Genomic DNA, 15,301 nt, shown 5'->3' with positions numbered 1-15,301 from the left:
GAATTACCCGCCCATCCCGGTTACGGCGATACCACGGACAAAGGAGCGTTGCGCGACCGCGTAGAGGAGTACCAGCGGCATCAGAATCAGCATCGAGGTCGCCATCAATATAGGCCACCGGGCAACGTATTCGCCCTGCAATCGGACCAGTCCAAGAGTCAGCGTCGCCAGGCTGTTGCGCTGGATCATCAGCAGCGGCCACAGAAAGTCGTTCCACACGTTGACCCAGGTGAGCACCGCCAGCACCATGACCGCGGGCCGCGCATGCGGCAGCAAGATCCGCCAGTAGATCTGCCACGGCGAACAACCGTCGAGAATCGCGGCTTCCTCGAGATCCCTGGGCAGAGTGCGAAAGAATTGCCGCATCAGATAGGTGCCGAACGCGCTGCCGAATAAGCCCGGGACGATCATCGCCCAGGGCGTGTCTACCCACCCCACGACCCGCATCAATATGAACTGCGGAATGACCGTCACGGTTAGCGGCACCATCAAGGTGCCCAGGTACAGGATGAACAAGGTGTCGCGACCGCGAAACTCTAGTCGCGCGAAGGCATATCCAGCCAGCGAGCAGAAGAAGACCTGGCCCACCGTAACGCATCCGGCGTACAGCACGGTGTTGAAAAACATTCGCCAGAACGGCATCAGGTCGAATACCTGACCGTAGTTCGACCACTGCGGGTGCGACGGTAACAGCTTCGGCTCGCTCACCTCGCCGTCTTTCTTCAACGAGCCCGACAGCGCCCACAGGATGGGAAACAATGCGCACCACGCGATCGCGGTCAGCGCGACGTAGAGGGCTATACCCCGCAGGATGCCCCGACGCATCTTGTACTTGGCCATCCGCTCAGCCGAGCCCACCGGAAGCCTCCCATGATCGCCGCCGAGTGAACCGGAATTGCAGCACGGTCAACGCGAGCAAGATCGCGAACATCACCCACGCCAGCGCAGACGCATAACCGAATTCCAAGAAGGAGAAGGCGTTTTGGAAGAGCATGATGCCGAAGACATAGGTTGCGGTCTCTGGTCCACCATTGGAACCGTTGAGGACGTAGATGAGATCAAAAGCCTGGAACGCGTGGATGATCGAGATGACGACGACGAAGGACATTGCCCCGCGAATCAAGGGCACCGTGATGGACACGAATTGCCGTACCTCGCCGGCGCCATCGATTTTGGCGGCTTCGTAGACGGTTTCCGGAATCCCCTGCATTGCGGCCAGCAAGACCACCGTGGCGAACGGCACACTGCGCCACACGCTGACCAGACAGAGCGAGACCATGGCCCATCCGGGTTCGACCAGCCATGGGATGGGGCCGATCCCGATCCAGCCGAGCATGATGTTGAGCAGTCCGTTGTCGGTGTTGAAGACGAATTGCCAGACGACCGCCATCACCACTGTTGAGATGGCCAACGGCAAGAAGACGATTGTCCGAAAGATGCCAATACCTTTGATTTTCCGGTTCAGCAGGCCTGCGACCACAAGGCTGATCAGCACGGTTGGCGCCACGCTTCCTATGGTGAAAACCACCGTGTTGCGCATCGCGATCAGAAACAGCGGATCAGAAGTGAACAGATTTACGAAGTTATGCAGACCCGCGAACTTTGCCGGCGTGAACACGTCCCACCTGTGAAAGCTCATGTAAAGCGAGAATCCGAGCGGGAAGATCATGAACACCGCGATCGCGGCCAGGTTCGGCGCGACGAACATGCGGCCGGCCCAGGCGCGTCGGCGCGATGGACGGGCATTTTCGGTAGCCGGGCCCGAAATCATGTGCTCCGCAACACCTCATCGACGGCATGCGACAGCCGAGTCAGCGATGTCGCCGGTTGCGCCCCGCGCAGCACGGGTCCGAAGCTGCGTTCCATCAGCGCGCTAATTTTTTCCCACGCTGGGGTAATCGGCATGCCTTGGGAAACGGCTGGTCCTTCGGTGAGGACGGCGAGGTTGTCGAGCCTGCGGTGCACGTCCGCGAATCCGTCCGAAGTGATCGCGGATTGCAGCACCGGCACGAAAAGTCGTGATTCACCTATCATTTGCTGGCCGACGGGTCCGGTCGCGAACTTCACGAATTCCCATGCCTGCTCCTTACGTTGGCTGGTCGACGATATGGCGAGCCCCGTGACGCCGATATCCGAGCAGGCGGCTTGTCCGTGAGGGCCTATTGGCAGTGGGGCGACGTCGAAGTCGAGCCCGGGAGCCCGATCGAAGGTCTGGTATCTCCAGTGCCCGCCCAGCGCCATCGCCGCCTTTCCCACGGCGAACAGGTCCGCCGTGGACATCGACTGTTGGTCAGACGTGCTCGGCGCGACCTTGTGCTTGTTGATCAGGTCGGCGTAGAACTGCGCCGCCTCGATGAACGCGTCGTGATCGAAATTGAGGTGAGTAGGGTTCATCCGTGGCGTGGACCAAGGTACGCCGTTGTTCATGGCGAACAACCCGGCGGTGTAGAACGAGACCCAAGCGTTGACGAAACCCCATTGGGTGACCCTGCCCGACGCCTCCCGTTTGGTGAGACCCTTGGCGGTATCCAGGAATTCATCGAAACTCCAAGGTTGTTTCCAGGTGCTTGGTGGCGGCCGCACTCCCGCCTCGGCGAAAAGCTGCTTGTTGTAATACAGGAACGTTCCGGACCATTGCTCCGGAAACGAGTACTGACCTCCGTTGTAGGTGAAGGTCTCGTACAATGCGCCAATGCTGTCCGACTTCAGCTGCCCGGCGAAACCCGGATCCCGCGCCAGCAAGGTGTTGAGATTTAGCAAAACTCCGCGGTCCGCCAGTTCGGCATAAGTCAACTCCCACGTCATCAACACATCGGGACACTTGCCGCCGGCGCAAAACGTTGCTATCTGTTGCATGACACCCGGTCCTGACAACAGCGCACGCACCTTGATGTCGGGATGGCGGCGCTGAAACTCGTCGACGATGCGAATCCGGGGACGGAGCTCGTCCGGGTTCGCCGCGAAGAAGAACGTCAGGGCGTCGTCGTCGGAAGCGCAGCCCGCAGCCCACGGTGCTACCGAGGCCGCAGCGATTGCCCCGGTACCCCGCAGCAGGCTCCGCCGCCCGAACGGCATATCAACCATGGCGCTTCCGATCTTGGCCCCTCCCGTCGGCCTCCTCCAGTCGGCTTCGTGACGTCCTTCTTAGTCGATGGCCCTGTGGCACTGCTGAGCTGGCCGATGCGGCGCCCAAGTCGTCGCTCAAGATGTCGGCTGTTGGCTCACACATCCACTGCTCGAATAGCAACCGGCCAGTCTTGACCTGGCCAGTCAGCGTCCAACCGGTCAGTCGGGTCGGCCGTTTACACCGGGTTGGCCGTTAGCGCCTCCGGGCACACCGCCGTCGCCACCGTCACCGGTGTGACCCCCCAGCCCGGCGGTCCCGCCGTTCCCGCCGGCCCCGCCAGTGGCCGTCACCTCCCCGCCAGAAGAGTTGGCGGTCGTAGCCGACCCGCCGCCGACCCCCGCCCCACCTATAGCCATGGTGGATCCGGCGGCCCCGGCCTCTCCGGTAGATGAGTGCCCGCCTGCTCCCCCGGCGCCACCATCGCCCCATAGCCATCCGCCAGCGCCACCGTCGCCGCCGGACCCTGCGGTAGCCGTCGCGGCCCCGCCGGCAGACGCACCGACGGTCGCATCCCCGCCGGCTCCTCCGACTCCACCGCCGACCGTGCCGGCCCCAGCGGCCCCGCCGATAGCGAGCAGCGACCCCCCGGCCCCGCCGTTTCCGCTGGATGCGGCCCCACCCGCACCCCCAGCACCGCCGTTCCCCCATAGCCACCCGCTAACCCCACCGGTGCCGCCGGCCCCGCCCTTAGCCGTCGAGGCTCCGCCAGCAGACGCGCCGACCGTGGCACTCCCGCCGTTTCCTCCGATCCCGTCGTCGGCCGTGGTGCTTCCACCAGCTCCGCCCCTGGCGGTTAGGTCGCCACCGGCGCCACCGTCCCCGCTGGATGCGAGCCCGCCCGCACCACCAGCACCACCGTTGCCCGATAGCCACCCGCCAGCCCCACCGTTCCCGCCGGCACCGGCAATCGCGGTGGAGGCTCCGGCAATGGTCGTGCCCGCCTTGGCATCCCCGCCGTTTCCTCCGATCCCGTCGTTGACCTGGACTCCACCCTCTCCGCCGAAGGCCTGGGCGGGCGTCCCTACGGCGCCCCCGTCCCCGCTGGTCGCATGCCCGCCCGCGCCCCCAGCGCCACCGTTACCCCACAACCGCCCGCCGTCCCCACCGTGGCCGCCGGCCCCACCGACGGCCGTCGCCGACCCGGCGAGCGCATTTCCGGTCACCGCGTCACCGCCCTGCGACCCGTTCGGCCCACCGTCCGCGGCTACGGCGGTAGGCCCTCCGACCATCCCCCCGTCCCCGACAGATGCGTGCCCGCCCGCACCCCCAGCACCACCGTTACCGAATAGCCACCCGCCGGCACCGCCATTCCCGCCAACCCCGCCAGTCGCCGTCACGCCGGCGGTGACGCTCCCGCCGGCCCCGCCGGCGCCACCGTTACCCCATAGCCAACCGCCCGCACCGCCATTCCCGCCGGCCGCGCCGGTAGTGGCGCCGGCCCCGCCTTGGCCACCGGCCCCGCCGGAGCCGATCAGCCCGGCCGACCCGCCGTTACCACCTACCTGGCCTGGCGCACCTGACCCACCGGCCCCGCCGTTGCCGTAGAGCAGCCCGCCGGCCCCTCCCGCCTGCCCGGTTCCAGGCTGCCCGTCAGCACCGTTTCCGATCAATGGGCGCCCCAGCAGTGTCTGGGTGGGCGCATTAATCGCGCGCAGCAGATTCTGCTCGGCGTTGGCGGCCTCGGCGCTGACATACGACCCGATACTCGTATTCAACGCCTGCACGAACTGGTTGTGGTATTCGGATGCCTGGGCATGCAGCGCCTGATAGACCCGCCCGTACGACCCGAACCACGCCGCAATCGCGCCCGACACTTCGTCCTGGGCTGCCACCGCTATCCCCGTTGTGGGGGCCGCGGCTACAGCAGCGGCGGCGCTGAGTGACGAACCAATGCTCGTCAAATTCGCTGTCGCCGCTGCCATTAACTCCGGCACCACATATACAGAAGACATCGGCACCCCCATGCCATACCAGACGCGGTGCGGTCACTGTATCGCGACCGGGGCTCGACATCCGGCGTTTCCATCGAGCCGAACTGCAGCTGCGCACCGGATCGACGGTCACGCTTTCCGGGCGAATGTCGTCTTACAGATGAATGCATCCACCGAACGCAGCCCCCAGCACAAAGGAGTAATCCCATGGAAACTGCTTACCTGGCGGTCGTCGGGACAACCGCGATCCTCACCGCCGGCGTCGCGCTACCCGACCTCATCCCGGCCGAGTTCGTGCTGGCGAATTCGGCCCGAGTGGGGGTGCCCCGCTCGTGGCTGCCGACGCTCGCGGTGCTGAAACTCGCCGGAGCCGGCGGGCTGATCGTCGGGCTGCTCGGCTTGTCGGGCATCGGCATCGCGGCGGCAACGGGCCTGGTCTTGTACTTCGTCGGCGCTGTTGTGTTCCACGTGCGGGCACGCGTGTTTTCCAACATCGCGTTTCCGGGCGGCTACCTAGTGCTGTCGCTCGCCTCGCTGGCGCTGATGATCGTGCACTGAACAGGCGGCGAGCCGGTCAAGCGGGAAAGTACCGGATCCGGTTGATGGCATCACCGCGCCAAGCCACGTCGGCGAACAGGATGCCGCGTCCGCGGCCAGAGGCGAGTGACACGGTGACTGTCGAGCCCGCGCCGATCACCTTTGTCCAGCTGGCTCCGCTCAGTTGCTCGATGAGTTCGACAACGTCAAGCAGCTTGTCGTCGCCCAAAGTTATTGGGGCAGTGGATGATAACGAACTCAGCGCGGCGAACTTGTCTCCTGAGACGACCGCGTTGAGGAAGGCTTCCACCAGCTTCTTGTGACGCGTTCCGGCTCGAATGAAGCCGGTCATGAATCCTGCGGTACCGCCCGGGCCTTGGTTGCCCAACAATCCCCGCGACAGTTGCAAGGCGGGCGCCACCGCGCGTGATCTGTTCCGGAGGAACTGCAGCATCATCGCGGGCAACTCCCAGTACACCCGTAAAACCGCAATCTGCCATTCCCCGTTCACTTCTCGGAGGTCGTAGCGCAGAAAGGCGGGGATCAACATCGTCACGGCCGACCCCATCGCCACCTCAAGCGCAACGTCGCGCAGCACCACGTTTCCGGAGACGATATCCAGATCGCGATGGAACGTGATGTCACGCGGGGCGATGAAGGTGTCGAAAAACCGGCCGATCTCCTCGGTGCCGACGTGCGGGCGCGACCCGACTGGGTCTTCGACGCGGCCGTCACTGGTGAAGAGTCCCACCCAGCCGGCGCGGTCGTGTGCCGCCGCGGCCTGCGGCGACCGCTCGACGGCGGCCAGCAGATCATCCCGGTCGGGTGCACCCATCAGTGCCCTCCGATCAACGCGATACTGGCGGTGCGCATCTCGTCCAATGCTTGCGCGGTCGAATCCGCCGATACAGCCGCCGTCAGGTCCAGCAGCACCCGGGTGGCCAATCCGGCGCGGGACGCGTCCACGGCGGTGCGTCGGACGCAGTAATCGGTGGCAATGCCGACCACGTCGACCCGGTCAACCCCACGCTGGCGCAGCCAATCCAGCAGCGGCGTCCCGTTATCGTCGACGCCCTCGAAGCCGCTGTAGGCCGCGGCGTAGGCCCCCTTGCGAAAGACCGCCTCGATGGGGCGGGTGTCGAGATCGGGAACGAATTCGGAGCCGGGGCCTCCCGCGCGGCAGTGCGGTGGCCACGACGACGAGTAGTCCGGATGGTCGGAAAAATGGTCGCCGGGATCGATGTGGAAGTCCTTGGTGGCCACGATGTGCTGGTAGCCGGGATCTTCGGACAGGTACTCGTTGATCGCCGGGGCCAATATGCCGGCACCGGGCACCGGTATCGAGCCGCCTTCGCAGAAGTCGTTTTGCACGTCGACGATGATCAACGCTCGCACGCAATACACCATATCCTCGTCGGGCAATCCAGGGGTTTGTGCGATGGCCAGTCGGGTAACCATCGACCATGTTGATCCGCAGAATCGCGAGACCCATGCTGTCGGTCGCATTCATCGGCCAAGGCGTGGACTCGCTGCTCAATCCCAAGCCTGCGGCCGAGGCCGCGGCACCCACGGTGGACGGACTGCGGGCATTGCCGGATCCCGTTGGCAGCCGTGTTCCAGCGGACGCCGAGACGTTCGCTCGAATCAATGCGGCCGTTCAGATCGGGGGCGGCATCTTGCTCGCCACCGGCCGAACACCGCGTCTTGCTTCGGCCGCACTGGCATTGACAGTTATACCGGGCAGCCTTGGCGCCCATATGTTTTGGAGTGAAGCCGATCCGGCGCTCAAGGCCGAGAAACGCCGCGCATTCCTTAGCGACGTAAGCCTGTTGGGCGGACTGATCATCGCGGCCGCCGATACCGGGGGCAAGCCGTCATTGGGTTGGCGTGGCCGCCGGGCGGCCGAACGACTCTCCGAGAAGGTATCCGGGGCGCTGCCGGGATCTCACGACACGCTGATTGACCCGGAGCTGGGCGAAAGGATCGTCCACGGCCTGCAGGTGGGCGCCGAACGCGGACGCGAACTGGCAAGCACAGCCGCCGAAAAGAGCGCGCCATACGCCGAAGCCGCGCTCGAACGCGGACGCGAACTGGCCAGCACAGCCGCCGAAAGGGGTGCGCCACTGGCCGAGGCCGCGCGCAAGCGGGGCGAAAAATTGGCAAGCACCGCTCGGGTGCGCGGCGTGGAACTGGCTGAAACCGCACGTCACCGCGGCAGCCAGCTTGCCGACATGGCGGTAGTGCGGGGCGGTCAGCTGGCTGACGCCGCGCGCGACCGAATCGACGAACGAGTTAACGACCGTCGCAAGCGTTGGGGCCGTTAGCCAAGAACGCGTCGACAACTGCTTGCACATCCTGGCCAGCCGCGCCGATGTCGACGACGACACCGCTCTCATCGTCACCGAGCGGTTCCAGGACGTCGAATTGCGACCGCAACAGCGTGGGCGGCAGGAAGTGACCAGACCCTGCGGCCAACCGGCGGCCTATCAGGTCCGGTGACCCGGTGAGATGCAAAAACTGCAGCCGTGGGCAGTGCGCCCGCAGCTGATCGCGGTATTGATGTTTGAGCGCCGAACAACTCACCACACCACCCTGCGAGTGACCGGCCAGCCATCGGCCAACCCGTTCCAGCCATGGGTAGCGATCGTCGTCATCGAGTGTCTCGCCGCCAGACATCTTGGCGATATTGCTCGGTGGATGCAGCGTGTCAGCATCCATGAACGGCACCCGCAACCGTTCGGCAAGCGCCGGACCCACCGTCGATTTGCCCGACCCGGCGACACCCATCACCACGATCGGTACCCGGGTCGCGCTCACTGAAGGTTGCGGTTCCATTCCATCCAACCCACCCCGCTTCGCCCGTCTGCGGTGCTGATGCTGACCCAGGCACGAGGGAACTGGCTCACCCGTCCGTCGCCGGCGGTCAGTCGGACCGGCGCTTGCCCGCACACATCGATATTCGCCGTGATCCCACCTGGGTTCAGACTCAATTTCGCGTTCAGCGGTAACCCGTTGTCGCCGAACGTTTCCCGAATGTCGACCGTTCGCAGCTCGCTGACTTTTCCCGCCGCGTCCTGGATGTAGCCGATGCCGACCGCTGGGGTGTGCGGAATTCGCACGTTCAACGCGTGCAGGTGGGTGCCGTCGTCCAGATGCAGCGCAGTCCACATCCAGTCCATGCTCCACCAGTCGCGGCCACCCCAGGAGTGGTCGCGCTGCCCGGGAATCGAATTGAATTGGTAGCGAGTATCATTCACGGTCACGCCGCCGGAGACGGTGCACGGGATCTCGTAACGGGTCGTCAAGCGGTACCGATACGGCGTACCGTCGGTGGTCCAAACCAGATTCATCGCGATCTCGACCGGATCTCCCGCTTCGTCGCGCAACAACGCCGACGGTTCCGGGTAGGCCTGGCCTTGCGCCCGCACGTCAACCCGATAGCTCTGCAGCGGCGTGTCGGCGCGGTGGCCCACATCGATGGCGTCGGTGCGCAGCACCCACGGGTCTGCCGGCAGTGGGACTTCGACGTCGACGACGGCGACGGTCGGTAGATCGGGTCCGCACAGCAGCGCGTGAAACCAGGCCGTGTGCTGGTTCGGGATCAGGCCGAGCCGGAACCAGCCGCCCAAACCCTGTGTCGCGTCCACGAAGTCGGCATACCAGCTCTCACTCCACAGCGGTTCTTTGGTCGGGGCATGGGCGAGTTCGTCTTGCTCCGAAGGCCGTAACGGCTCCAGGGGCGACGGAACCGGTAACGTCGCCAATGCGTCGGTATCCAGGACGTGATCGCAGTGCCGCTGCAGCATCGTCATGAACATCCGGTCGCCCCGCTCGGTGCGCTCCACCAACATTGCCGAGACGATTGCCATCATCACACCGAAAAAGCTTTGTCGACGTACGCCTTCGGCGACGTCGGACAGGCTGATCGGCGCTTCGGGGCCCAATGCCTCGTGATACGCCCGCAGCAACACGTCGTAGTTAGCACGACGATCCTGCGTCGGTAGGGCGCAGCCCAGGAAGTACGCCAGATCGGTTAGCGCCGGCCCCCAAGAAACGGTCTGCCAGTCGACCACAGTGAGCGCCCGGTCCGCCTCGGCGGTGCCGAAAAGCAGGTTGTCCAAACGGTAGTCGCCGTGCACCAAGCCTTGAACTCTCGTGGCCTCCTGGTCCAGATAGCCGTCGAACGCGGCGATCAGACGTTCGCATACCATCCGGCATTGCGGTGTGATCTGATCGCCGTAGCGGTCGAGGAAGCCGGCGTAGAGCGGCGTGATCATGGCCTGGGTGAGCGGTGCGTCGCGGTTGAGCCACGGAGCTTCGGCCAGCGTGGTGTCGCCGACCAGCGGGCCGTGCAACCGTCCCAGTTGGGTGACGGCCAGCATGGCATGTTCGGTTGTGGCGCCGGCGATTTCATCGCCGACCACCGCCGGTCCGGCGTCACCGAGCAGTAGGTCGAATGCTCCGCTCGCGGCGTCGACCGCCGCGTGGTAGCAAGGCGCTATCGACCCGCCAAGACGTGGTGAGATGTCACGGTAGAAGCGGACTTCGCGCTCGTAGAGGCCCAAGGCCGACCCGGTCTGGCGGCTCATCGGATCGGTGGCCGCTACCTTCAACACCACCGATTCGGGCCCGCCCGGTTCCGCGTATGTCAGCAAGACGCGGTAGCACTCGCTCATCTGGCCGGTGCCGATGCGCTCGACGGTGAAATCGGCAACGACACCGGCTCCGATCGTCGCGGTCAACCAGGACGCGGTGAGCTCGCTCGGTCGTTCGATCACTCGTTCGGTGCTGGGTTCCATGATGGTCAGCGTGCCAGGGAGAAGCCGTCCCACGCCATCCGGCGTTGCTGGTGCGGATCGAACTCGACGCGGCACTTGCGATCGAAAACCATGACGGCGCGGTCGGTGTGGGTATAAGCCGGCCAGTCGTCGCCCGGTACACCGGTGCGGCTGAACGACCGCCATCGTCGTTGCACCTGGTTACTGACGCGCAGCGCGGCGCGCCGGTCGGCCGCCGCGGTCAGCAATGCGCCGAACCTGGTGCGGTAGATGTCGAAGACGGCAAACAGCTCGGTGGCATGCGTGGCCCCGATACCCGCCCAGCGCAGCGTGCGCGGCGCATAGTCATAGCGGTACATGTACGTCGGCGCATGGATGCCGTGAGCCTCGGCGATCTGCCAGGCGGCGGAGCTGAACGCGAAATCACCGCCGAGCTGGATGCATGCCGCCGGCGCTGGATATTCCGGATAGGCGGCGGTTATGCGTTCGCGAGCACCCGGTTCCGCGTCGACGAACAGCTCCTCGACCATCGCTTCGTTGGTTGGCAACATTCCAAGGAAGCGGGTGAACAACCTGCCCTCTTCGGCGTTGGTGCCCACAATGAGCGGCACGCGGTGAGCCTGGCCGCATCGCATCGCCTCAACCGGATCCACGGGCAGAAAGTCGTCGCCGAAGACAGGACCAATTGGGAAGGCGCCCAGCCGTTTTTGCATGCCCTGGTCGATCAGTCGGTGTTGTGTTTTCACCAATTCGGCAGTCGACGCCCGCATCAGCGCGGCGGCAGCGTCCTCAGTGCGCACGCCGAGCAGGTCCGCGAAGCGTTTCGCGAACTCTGCTGCAACCTCTCGCGAACGCACCATGCCCGCGGCTGGGCTTTCCGAGATCGCCCGGGCGAACAGTCCTTCGGCGGCCGGCACCGCCAATAGCGTGGCGGTGATGTGGGCGCCCGCGCTTTCGCCGAAGATGGTTACGTTGTCGGGATCACCACCGAATTCGGCGATGTTGTCCCGAATCCAGCGCAGCGCCAGCACCAGATCGCGCAGATACAGATTGCTTTCGAAGACGATGTCCGGTGTCGACAGCGACGAAAGATCCAGACAACCCAGGGCGCCGAACCGGTAGTTGACCGACACGTAAACACAGCCGCGGCGTGCCAGCGCCGCCCCGTCATACAGCGGGGTTGCCGAGCTGCCCAGGATGTACCCTCCGCCATGAATGAAGACCATGACCGGCAGCGGTTCGGCAGCGGGAGTTTGCGGCGTGACGACGTTGAGGGTGAGGCAGTCCTCGCTCATGGGCTGGTACTTGCCGATTCCGAGCATGGTATAGCGACGCTGCTGAGGCGCACAGTTGGCGAAGGCGTGACAGTGCCGGACTCCCGACCAAGGCTGCGCTGGCCGGGGTGCTCGGAAACGCAGGGGTCCCATAGGTGGCTTGGCATAGGGGATGGATCGCCAGCGGTTTACGCCGTCGCGTGTGAAGCCTTCGACGATGCCGCTGGCCGTGTGTGCGCGGACGGTGCGCTCGTGCATATCCAGACGGTAGCCGACACTATGGATGTAGTGTGCGCGCAGCGCCCAGAATCGTCTCCGTGGCGGCTAGCCTGACTGAATGCGGATCGCCGCGTTGGTCGCAGTGACATTGCTGATTGCCGGATGCTCACATGGCGCCGGCGACCGCGCGGGGCATTCGCAAACCAGTTCCCCGGTTACTACGAGCACGGTCTCCTCGACCAGCAAGCCGTCGGCGACCGCTAGCGTGCCAGCCCCGGGGGCGCCAATCTCCGACGTCATTGCTTGGATCGAGGCTGGTCACCCCGGCGATCCGGCCCGGTATCACAACGCGAGCCGCGACGGCGTAACCACCCAGCTCGGCAGCGATGTCGCTTTCAGCGCTTCGGGCGGCGCCGTGGCGTGCATGACGGATTCCAAGCACACCGGCGATGCGCTGGCGTGTCTGGTCAAACTGACCAACCCGCCCCCTGCCCCCGCCACTGCCTACGGCGAATGGAAAGCCGGCTGGGTCGACTTCGACGGCACGAACCTGCAGGTCGGTTCCGCGCGTGCCGATCCGGGACCGTTCGTCTTTGGCGACGGGCCGGAATTGATGACCGGCGATTCGTTGTCGTTCGGCGATTACCGTTGCCGGGCCGATCAAGCCGGTGTGGTGTGCGTGAACTACGCCCATCAGTCCGCGGCCCGGTTCAGCCCCGCCGGCATCGAGACGTTCGGTTGTCTGCGGTCGGTGCCGCCGCCCGACGGTGTGGGCACCGCGTTTAACTGCTGAGGTTGTCAACGACTTCGATCGCTGGCTGGAAGCGGAGGGTTGTTCTCGGGAGCCGATTCGAGCACATGAATGTCGCCGGTTGTGCCGTCGACCTCGATGAGCGCTCCTGACGGCAACAGGCGCGTGGCGCCCGGCACGTCGACAACGCAAGGAAAGCCGAACTCACGGGCGACCACCGCGGCGTGTGACATGGGGCCGCCGAGCTCGGTCACCACTGCGGCGGCATAGCAAAATGCGGCGGTGTAGCCGACGTCGGTGACCTCGGCGACCAAGATCTCACCGGGCTGCAGGTCGTCGATGGTCTCGGGCCGCACGATGCGTACCCGGCCGCGGACCTTCCCGCCGCAAACACCGACTCCGCGCAGGGTGTCCCCGGCGGCGAGCGCCGCCGCGGCGACGGTCTGCGGCTTCCAGCTTCCGCTGAACACCGTGGGCGGGACCACGCCGGCCAGCCGGCGATGCTCGGCCCGACGCCGGGCCACCAGATCTGACACGGCTTCGGGAAGGGCATCGAGTTCGTCGACCAGCAGATAGAACACGTCGTCGGGGGCATCGAAGACGCCCGCGTCGGTCAGCCGGCGCCCGTACTCGCGAAGGAGCGCGCGCAGCACCCAGATGGCGCGCACCATCTTGTCGCGGCGGACTTCACGGTCGCGCAGCTGGCGCGCCGCTAGCAATGCAATGGGCTTGGCCCGCAACGGAATTGCGGGACGATGGGGCTGCGGTCCGGGCGGTGCACTCAAGGTTCTGGCGACCATCCGGACCAACAACTCGGGATTGTCGGCGTAGCTGGTCGACAGCATCTCGACCTCAGCCGGGCCGCGGTGCCCGATCAACGAAAGCTCTTGCCGCACCTTCGCGTAGAAATCCGGTGCCTCGATGGCCAGCTTCTCCAGGCGCTCCCCCGGTTCGGCGAGCAGGCGCAGCACCGTCGGGTCGCGCCGCGCGGCAAGCACCAGCCGCTGTACCGCTTCCACCGATCGCGCGCTGACCAATTCCGGTCCTGCGGCCGGTGCGGTGTCTTTCCCGCACACGCCCCGCAACAGCACATTGAACGCGGCGCACAGCATGAAAGACCCCGAGGCCAGCAGCCATCCGTGTACGACGTGGTCGCGCGCCAACAAGATCAGGCTCAGCAGCCGTCGGTCATCCAGTTCGGTGAGCTCGTCGCCGGCAAGGCGTTCCAGCCGATCGACGTCGGCCAGGTAGTCGCGGGTGTCCCGGGGCGAACCCGCGCTCAGGCCGACGAGGTTAACGCCGAAAACCCCGATGTTGCGGACCGTCCGCAACTGCCTGCGGAGCCGGCTGTTTTCCGATGGCGGGCGCTGCTCACCAAAGATTGGCAGCGACGCCATGCTGGGGCCGAAGAAGCCGCTATTGCTGACGATCATCGCGGGCTTCGCGAACGGCACGGTTTCGGCCATGAAATGCGCCGAGGTGATGGCCCCGTAGAGCCGGTGAGCGAACACGGCGACGGTGCGCAGTGCGATTTCCCGCTGCACGATCCCGCCGGGCCGGAGGCGTTCGGCGATGGCAACGCCGCCGGCGCGCAGGCCTCGCACGGTGACCGACGCCGACGACGGTGAGAACGGACCGGGCAGTGCTTCCGACAAATTGGTGGCCAGGAAGGTCGGGAAACGCGGGTCTATCGGAGTGTCGAATTCGCCGTTATCGCCTTCTGGGCCCGCCAATCTGGGGACCTGGCCGTCCTCGGCCGGGGCGTCGACGGCGGGCAGGTCGGCGACATTGGCCAGGCGCCACGGCAGCGATACCTCCCGGCCACCAAAGGAAACCCGGCCACGCACCGCCAGGGCGAAGTCTTCGAGGGATTCCCGTGCGGTCCAGGCTGGCTGGAATCCCCACTGGTCATGCAGCCGTGAGGTTTCCATCACCGGTGCGCGCTGCACGAATTCGAGTTCGGTGAATGGGTTGACGCGTCGCCGTAGCATCCGCGCGCCAGTCGGCACAATTGGACGTCCGAGTAGGTTTGCGATCTGCCGAAATGTCAGCTCGCCCGGGGCTGCGAGATTGACTGCACCGCTATCGATTCCAGTGTCCAGAACCGCGCGGGTCAACAGTCGAAGCGCATCGTCGGTATGGACAACTTGTACCGTGTGATCGGCGTAACCGTCAGGAAAAACCGGCAGCGCCAACAGCCGGCGCACCCAGTTGTCGACGCTGCGACCAACAAGGAGTGCCGAACGGATCGCGACCCACTGCAGGTCCGAGGCCGCCAACATCTCCTCGACACGGGCCTTGTGTTGGCCCTCGGTGGATGTCGGCGCGTAAACGTGCGCCGAGCTGGTGAACACGATTCGCTCGGCCTTAGTCTCGGCCATCGCCGTGAGGACATTGCTGGTGCCTTCGATATTCACCTGGTGGCAGATGCGGTGGTCCGGCCCGGGGTTCCTGGCCCAGGCACAGTGCACGACCACGTCGGCTCCCGCTATGGCATGCGCGACCGCGCTTGTGTCGCGGATATCAGCCGAGACGAAATCTGCCGGGCTCGGCCAGCTTTCGGGTCGATGACGGGCGATTCCGGCGACCTCGTGGCCCTGGCTGAGCAATCGGACCGCGAGACCGCGGCCGAGAACACCGCTGGCCCCCGTGACCGCAACCCTCACTGAATGTGCTCGCTCATG

13 protein-coding genes are annotated in these 15,301 nt (G+C 65.5%); 3 read left to right on the top strand and 10 right to left on the bottom strand.

Annotated elements, in window-relative coordinates:
- Window positions 1–3: 3 nt before the first annotated feature.
- The 4 genes from AADZ78_RS14810 to AADZ78_RS14795 form a co-directional block, all read right to left on the bottom strand.
- A complete protein-coding gene (locus tag AADZ78_RS14810; RefSeq protein WP_276062993.1) occupies window positions 4–840 on the bottom strand; it encodes a carbohydrate ABC transporter permease in 837 nt (278 codons plus the stop codon).
- Between the two features lie 4 nt (window positions 841–844).
- Window positions 845–1,771 (bottom strand): carbohydrate ABC transporter permease, encoded by a 927-nt coding sequence (locus AADZ78_RS14805; protein ID WP_085250486.1) that lies wholly within the window; start codon window positions 1,769–1,771, stop codon window positions 845–847.
- Window positions 1,768–3,084 (bottom strand): ABC transporter substrate-binding protein, encoded by a 1,317-nt coding sequence (locus tag AADZ78_RS14800; protein ID WP_085250485.1) that lies wholly within the window; start codon window positions 3,082–3,084, stop codon window positions 1,768–1,770. The genes AADZ78_RS14805 and AADZ78_RS14800 overlap by 4 nt, the downstream gene beginning before the upstream one ends.
- Before the next feature lie 201 nt (window positions 3,085–3,285).
- Window positions 3,286–5,079, bottom strand: a complete 1,794-nt coding sequence (locus AADZ78_RS14795) for a PE family protein (RefSeq protein ID WP_204903395.1) — start codon at window positions 5,077–5,079, stop codon at window positions 3,286–3,288.
- A gap of 186 nt (window positions 5,080–5,265) precedes the next feature.
- Between AADZ78_RS14795 and AADZ78_RS14790 the strand changes: the two genes are divergently transcribed.
- Complete coding sequence (locus AADZ78_RS14790) at window positions 5,266–5,616, top strand: DoxX family protein (RefSeq protein ID WP_085253516.1); 351 nt, start codon at window positions 5,266–5,268, stop codon at window positions 5,614–5,616.
- 16 nt (window positions 5,617–5,632) lie between these two features.
- On the opposite strand, the gene AADZ78_RS14785 is transcribed toward AADZ78_RS14790, so the two are convergent.
- On the bottom strand, window positions 5,633–6,430 hold the full coding sequence (locus tag AADZ78_RS14785; protein ID WP_085253517.1) for a ketosteroid isomerase family protein: 798 nt from the start codon (window positions 6,428–6,430) through the stop codon (window positions 5,633–5,635).
- The gene (gene pncA, locus AADZ78_RS14780; protein ID WP_169726433.1) at window positions 6,430–6,990 is read right to left on the bottom strand and encodes a pyrazinamidase PncA; all 561 of its coding nucleotides are present in this window, start codon (window positions 6,988–6,990) and stop codon (window positions 6,430–6,432) included. Before pncA ends, AADZ78_RS14785 begins: the two co-directional genes overlap by 1 nt.
- A gap of 68 nt (window positions 6,991–7,058) precedes the next feature.
- Here pncA and AADZ78_RS14775 point away from each other — a divergent pair, with 68 nt between their 5' ends.
- The gene (locus tag AADZ78_RS14775) at window positions 7,059–7,919 is read left to right on the top strand and encodes a DoxX family protein (protein ID WP_085253518.1); all 861 of its coding nucleotides are present in this window, start codon (window positions 7,059–7,061) and stop codon (window positions 7,917–7,919) included.
- Here the strand turns inward: AADZ78_RS14775 and AADZ78_RS14770 are convergent.
- The 3 genes from AADZ78_RS14770 to AADZ78_RS14760 are packed head-to-tail and all read right to left on the bottom strand — an operon-like array spanning window position 7,888 to window position 11,905.
- Window positions 7,888–8,430, bottom strand: coding sequence for a gluconokinase (locus AADZ78_RS14770; protein ID WP_085253519.1), 543 nt, complete (start codon window positions 8,428–8,430; stop codon window positions 7,888–7,890). The two genes, AADZ78_RS14775 and AADZ78_RS14770, sit on opposite strands and share 32 nt — an antisense overlap.
- On the bottom strand, window positions 8,409–10,394 hold the full coding sequence (locus AADZ78_RS14765; RefSeq protein WP_085253552.1) for a phosphotransferase: 1,986 nt from the start codon (window positions 10,392–10,394) through the stop codon (window positions 8,409–8,411). The genes AADZ78_RS14770 and AADZ78_RS14765 overlap by 22 nt, the downstream gene beginning before the upstream one ends.
- A gap of 5 nt (window positions 10,395–10,399) precedes the next feature.
- Complete coding sequence (locus AADZ78_RS14760) at window positions 10,400–11,905, bottom strand: carboxylesterase/lipase family protein (RefSeq protein ID WP_085253520.1); 1,506 nt, start codon at window positions 11,903–11,905, stop codon at window positions 10,400–10,402.
- Between the two features lie 79 nt (window positions 11,906–11,984).
- Here AADZ78_RS14760 and AADZ78_RS14755 point away from each other — a divergent pair, with 79 nt between their 5' ends.
- Entirely contained in the window at window positions 11,985–12,659 is a 675-nt protein-coding gene (locus AADZ78_RS14755) for a hypothetical protein (RefSeq protein WP_085253521.1), read from the top strand.
- 5 nt (window positions 12,660–12,664) lie between these two features.
- On the opposite strand, the gene AADZ78_RS14750 is transcribed toward AADZ78_RS14755, so the two are convergent.
- Window positions 12,665–15,283 (bottom strand): sugar epimerase family protein, encoded by a 2,619-nt coding sequence (locus AADZ78_RS14750; protein WP_085253522.1) that lies wholly within the window; start codon window positions 15,281–15,283, stop codon window positions 12,665–12,667.
- Window positions 15,284–15,301: the final 18 nt, after the last annotated feature.

It is taken from the genome of Mycobacterium riyadhense, assembly GCF_963853645.1.
Taxonomy (GTDB): domain Bacteria; phylum Actinomycetota; class Actinomycetes; order Mycobacteriales; family Mycobacteriaceae; genus Mycobacterium; species Mycobacterium riyadhense.
The sequence above is the reverse complement of the archived record's forward strand: the minus strand, read 5'-3'. Positions and strand labels throughout refer to the sequence as shown.

What these genes read in the sequence shown, in the direction of transcription:
- AADZ78_RS14770 (WP_085253519.1), bottom strand. Translation starts at nt 8,430, where the DNA reads ATGGAACCGCAACCTTCAGTGAGCGCGACCCGGGTACCGATCGTGGTG.
- AADZ78_RS14760 (WP_085253520.1), bottom strand. Translation starts at nt 11,905, where the DNA reads ATGCACGAGCGCACCGTCCGCGCACACACGGCCAGCGGCATCGTCGAA.
- AADZ78_RS14790 (WP_085253516.1), top strand. Translation starts at nt 5,266, where the DNA reads ATGGAAACTGCTTACCTGGCGGTCGTCGGGACAACCGCGATCCTCACC.
- AADZ78_RS14765 (WP_085253552.1), bottom strand. Translation starts at nt 10,394, where the DNA reads ATGGAACCCAGCACCGAACGAGTGATCGAACGACCGAGCGAGCTCACC.
- AADZ78_RS14805 (WP_085250486.1), bottom strand. Translation starts at nt 1,771, where the DNA reads ATGATTTCGGGCCCGGCTACCGAAAATGCCCGTCCATCGCGCCGACGC.
- AADZ78_RS14795 (WP_204903395.1), bottom strand. Translation starts at nt 5,079, where the DNA reads ATGTCTTCTGTATATGTGGTGCCGGAGTTAATGGCAGCGGCGACAGCG.
- AADZ78_RS14775 (WP_085253518.1), top strand. Translation starts at nt 7,059, where the DNA reads ATGTTGATCCGCAGAATCGCGAGACCCATGCTGTCGGTCGCATTCATC.
- AADZ78_RS14800 (WP_085250485.1), bottom strand. Translation starts at nt 3,084, where the DNA reads ATGGTTGATATGCCGTTCGGGCGGCGGAGCCTGCTGCGGGGTACCGGG.
- AADZ78_RS14755 (WP_085253521.1), top strand. Translation starts at nt 11,985, where the DNA reads ATGCGGATCGCCGCGTTGGTCGCAGTGACATTGCTGATTGCCGGATGC.
- AADZ78_RS14810 (WP_276062993.1), bottom strand. Translation starts at nt 840, where the DNA reads ATGGCCAAGTACAAGATGCGTCGGGGCATCCTGCGGGGTATAGCCCTC.
- AADZ78_RS14785 (WP_085253517.1), bottom strand. Translation starts at nt 6,430, where the DNA reads ATGGGTGCACCCGACCGGGATGATCTGCTGGCCGCCGTCGAGCGGTCG.